The sequence below is a fragment of the Asaccharospora irregularis DSM 2635 genome, from assembly GCF_900129815.1.
GTDB lineage: Bacteria > Bacillota > Clostridia > Peptostreptococcales > Peptostreptococcaceae > Asaccharospora > Asaccharospora irregularis.
Window position 1 is genome coordinate 1298 of record NZ_FQWX01000063.1, and the last position, 3015, is coordinate 4312.

Below are 3015 nucleotides of genomic sequence, written 5' to 3' on the forward strand. Positions count from 1 at the left end.
TAATGTGGGCCATTAGCTCAGTTGGTTAGAGCGCCCGGCTCATAACCGGTAGGTCTGGGGTTCGAGTCCCTGATGGCCCACCACATTAATTAAATGATAATAGATACAATCGAGGTGTAGCGCAGTTTGGTAGCGCACGTGGTTTGGGACCATGGGGCCGGGGGTTCGAGTCCCTCCACCTCGACCAAAGCGTATGGTGGGTATAGCTCAGTTGGTTAGAGCGCCAGATTGTGGCTCTGGAGGTCGTGAGTTCGACTCTCATTATCCACCCCATTTAGATCCATTAGCTCAGTCGGTAGAGCACCTGACTTTTAATCAGGGTGTCCCGCGTTCGAGTCGCGGATGGATCACCATTATATATGTGGCGACATAGCCAAGTGGTAAGGCAGTGGACTGCAACTCCTTGATCCCCAGTTCGAATCTGGGTGTCGCCTCCAAAAATGCGCCTATAGCTCAACTGGATAGAGTGTCTGACTACGAATCAGAAGGTTAGGGGTTCGAGTCCCTTTGGGCGCACCATATATATTTGAGGGATTATAGCTCAGCTGGGAGAGCACCTGCCTTACAAGCAGGGGGTCACAGGTTCGAGCCCTGTTAATCCCACCAGTAACCTCTAGTGATTAATATTGCTAGAGGTTTTTATAATGTAAAGAAAATATTAATCTCTGTATACCTAAAATGTATATAAAATCCAAATTATGTCAAGATTTATAATACATGGTATATAGGAGGTAAAATATGTATAATAAGAATAAAGAGAAACAGAAAATAATAGGTGAAATAAAAAAAGCTCAATTAGATATAAAAACAGCGGAAAATTTCTTTCAAATCGTAACAGATCCTGAGTTGGTAGATGTTGCAATTTATGAGCTAGAAGCAAAGAAATCGAAGTATCAATATTTAATTAAAGTTGCAAAACAAAAAGGAATAACAAGACCTCTAAGAGAATCATTGGTAGAGGCTATGGCTAAGTAATCTAAAAATATAAATTATGAATATAAATATTTCTTGTACTATTTATTATATTAAGAAAATAAACTTAGTCATTGAATTTCCAACACTGAAAATTTTAAGTATAAATATAAAATTTAATAAGAAAGGGAGATTAGTACAATGTATATAGTTTTAGGTGATGAAATAATAGATAGTGAGGAGATAAAACAATTAATAGAAGATGAGATTCCTTTTAAAGTAGAGAAAGATATGACCAAGGGAACAAAAAGAGAGGATACACTGGCATATAAATTAAGTATACCAGTTAACGATTTAAATCAAATTATAAAGGATGAGTATGATTTAGAAGATATAGGTGAGGAAGATTTATTTGATGAGTATATGACACTATGTGATGAGATTATAATGGAGGTAGAGGAGATACTACCTGATAATACTATAGTTAATGCTAGATCATACAAGTGGGATACATCTGATGATAGTATAAAGTCCATAATAACAATAGGGCACATACAAATGGGAGAACTAAAGCTATCTGATGTAACAAGAAGACTTTTAAAACAAGTTGATTAAATATTTATAAGAAAAGGGCTGTATAATATTTAGCGTTGATGGTAATAAAAAATCCATAATTGTCGTTAGACAAAAATGGACTAATTACTATCAGCGCTATTATTTTATAAAAAAATGAACACATGTCAAACTCGTTGTATAATTAAGTCACGACAACAAAATAAACGAGGAGGTTTGACATGTGCTCAAATGATATTATATCAAATATTCTAGGAGTTAGCGATAAAAATTTAGTATTTACAGGAGATGGAATTGAAAAAATAAGAGATATTGAGTTTAAGGTATTAAACGCAGTGCTTACATATGTTCCAAAAGCATGCTCTAAATGCGGTTGCGTAAATGAAAATTATTCAGTAGTGAAAAATGGAAGACAAACTGTTAAAGTAATTTTAAATAGATCGGGTAATAACCCTCTTATGCTTAAAATAAAAAAACTATTAATTGCAATATCAAATTGAACTATTTTTAATATAACCAAAATATTAGGCTGCATATATAGAATCTAGATGTTCCTCAAATAGTTTCTTTGGTGTATAGTAAACCTTAGTATTACAAACTTCTTCAATATTAGCTAATTCTGCAAACTCAGAACCATTATCTCCAGTTATGCTTTCAAAAACTTCATCAAATTTTTCCCCAAATAAATTACGTATTTCTAATAGCTCCTTTGAGACTGCTGTTGCTGTTTTAGATTCTATTTTACGTATTATGGTATTCCTGGTTTTACGCTCAACAATAGTAAGAAGAACATCATCGCTATTAGATTTTTCACCAATTACTGTATCTATTTCCCAGTGACCAAACTCTTCCCTTGAATCAATTTCATTAGGTCTTTCACTTATACTACTTCCCAAGATTCTTTTATTTTTGCGTACCCTGCTAGATTTTGTATTTCTACGTAATTTAAATGGTAAGTCCACATTTTTAACCTCAAGTAATCCTAAATATATATAATTATATAGTGTCTTAGTACATACCATATCTGATCTATCAAACTTCGATTCTCTTAAGGCTTCGCCAAAACAAGCATCTGGCGATAATTTATTATTTTTAATTTTATCTACAGCGTAGCTGATAAATTCACCACAGCTTAGTCTTTTAAATGGTTCACAGATGATTTACGATTCTTTTCATATATAGCTTAACCTGCATCTGCCAAATACATTTCAACAGACCTATTTTGCTTAATTTGCTTTACTGTACCTCTTTCAATCTCATTAATTATAATATTAATAAGTCTACCTAATTCCTTAGCAATTTTATATGCTGACATACCATCATTTACTCTTATTTCTATCGTTGTACGCTCCTTAAAATTCAAGTGTTTGTTTTTTTCTAATACTTATGTTATTATTGTTATTATCCATAGTACTCAACCCCTTTCAATGTTTTATTATTTTGTGGTGATTTAATAATAACATAGGAACTTGGTACTATGGATTTTTTTATATATTATTATTGGTTCAATTTCATTATACAATTAAGCAA

At 32.9% G+C, this 3015-nt stretch carries 3 protein-coding genes, 7 tRNA genes and 1 pseudogene; 10 read left to right on the plus strand and 1 reads right to left on the minus strand.

What is annotated here, in order from left to right; genetic code table 11:
* Window positions 1-6: 6 nt before the first annotated feature.
* The 10 genes from BUB34_RS12675 to BUB34_RS12720 all read left to right on the plus strand — a co-directional run bounded on the left by BUB34_RS12675 (window position 7) and on the right by BUB34_RS12720 (window position 1985).
* A tRNA-Ile gene (locus BUB34_RS12675) sits at window positions 7-83 on the plus strand.
* 27 nt (window positions 84-110) lie between these two features.
* Window positions 111-187: transfer RNA gene (locus BUB34_RS12680), tRNA-Pro, on the plus strand.
* 9 nt (window positions 188-196) lie between these two features.
* Window positions 197-273, plus strand: a tRNA-His gene (locus BUB34_RS12685).
* A 4-nt stretch (window positions 274-277) separates the two neighbouring features.
* Window positions 278-353, plus strand: a tRNA-Lys gene (locus BUB34_RS12690).
* Between the two features lie 10 nt (window positions 354-363).
* Window positions 364-437: transfer RNA gene (locus BUB34_RS12695), tRNA-Cys, on the plus strand.
* A 5-nt stretch (window positions 438-442) separates the two neighbouring features.
* Window positions 443-519, plus strand: a tRNA-Arg gene (locus tag BUB34_RS12700).
* Between the two features lie 11 nt (window positions 520-530).
* Window positions 531-606: transfer RNA gene (locus tag BUB34_RS12705), tRNA-Val, on the plus strand.
* Between the two features lie 132 nt (window positions 607-738).
* Entirely contained in the window at window positions 739-975 is a 237-nt protein-coding gene (locus BUB34_RS12710) for a DUF2508 family protein (protein ID WP_073127812.1), read from the plus strand.
* Window positions 976-1113: 138 nt separating this feature from the next.
* Window positions 1114-1527 carry a hypothetical protein gene (locus BUB34_RS12715; protein ID WP_073127814.1) on the plus strand — a complete coding sequence of 138 codons (414 nt, stop codon included), beginning with the start codon at window positions 1114-1116 and terminating at the stop codon, window positions 1525-1527.
* Window positions 1528-1706: 179 nt separating this feature from the next.
* Entirely contained in the window at window positions 1707-1985 is a 279-nt protein-coding gene (locus BUB34_RS12720) for a hypothetical protein (RefSeq protein ID WP_073127817.1), read from the plus strand.
* Window positions 1986-2009: 24 nt separating this feature from the next.
* Here the strand turns inward: BUB34_RS12720 and BUB34_RS13685 are convergent.
* A pseudogene (locus BUB34_RS13685) lies at window positions 2010-2894 on the minus strand (IS30 family transposase).
* Window positions 2895-3015 lie beyond the last annotated feature (121 nt).

What these genes read in the sequence shown, in the direction of transcription:
- BUB34_RS12710 (WP_073127812.1), top strand. Translation starts at nt 739, where the DNA reads ATGTATAATAAGAATAAAGAGAAACAGAAAATAATAGGTGAAATAAAA.
- BUB34_RS12715 (WP_073127814.1), top strand. Translation starts at nt 1,114, where the DNA reads ATGTATATAGTTTTAGGTGATGAAATAATAGATAGTGAGGAGATAAAA.
- BUB34_RS12720 (WP_073127817.1), top strand. Translation starts at nt 1,707, where the DNA reads ATGTGCTCAAATGATATTATATCAAATATTCTAGGAGTTAGCGATAAA.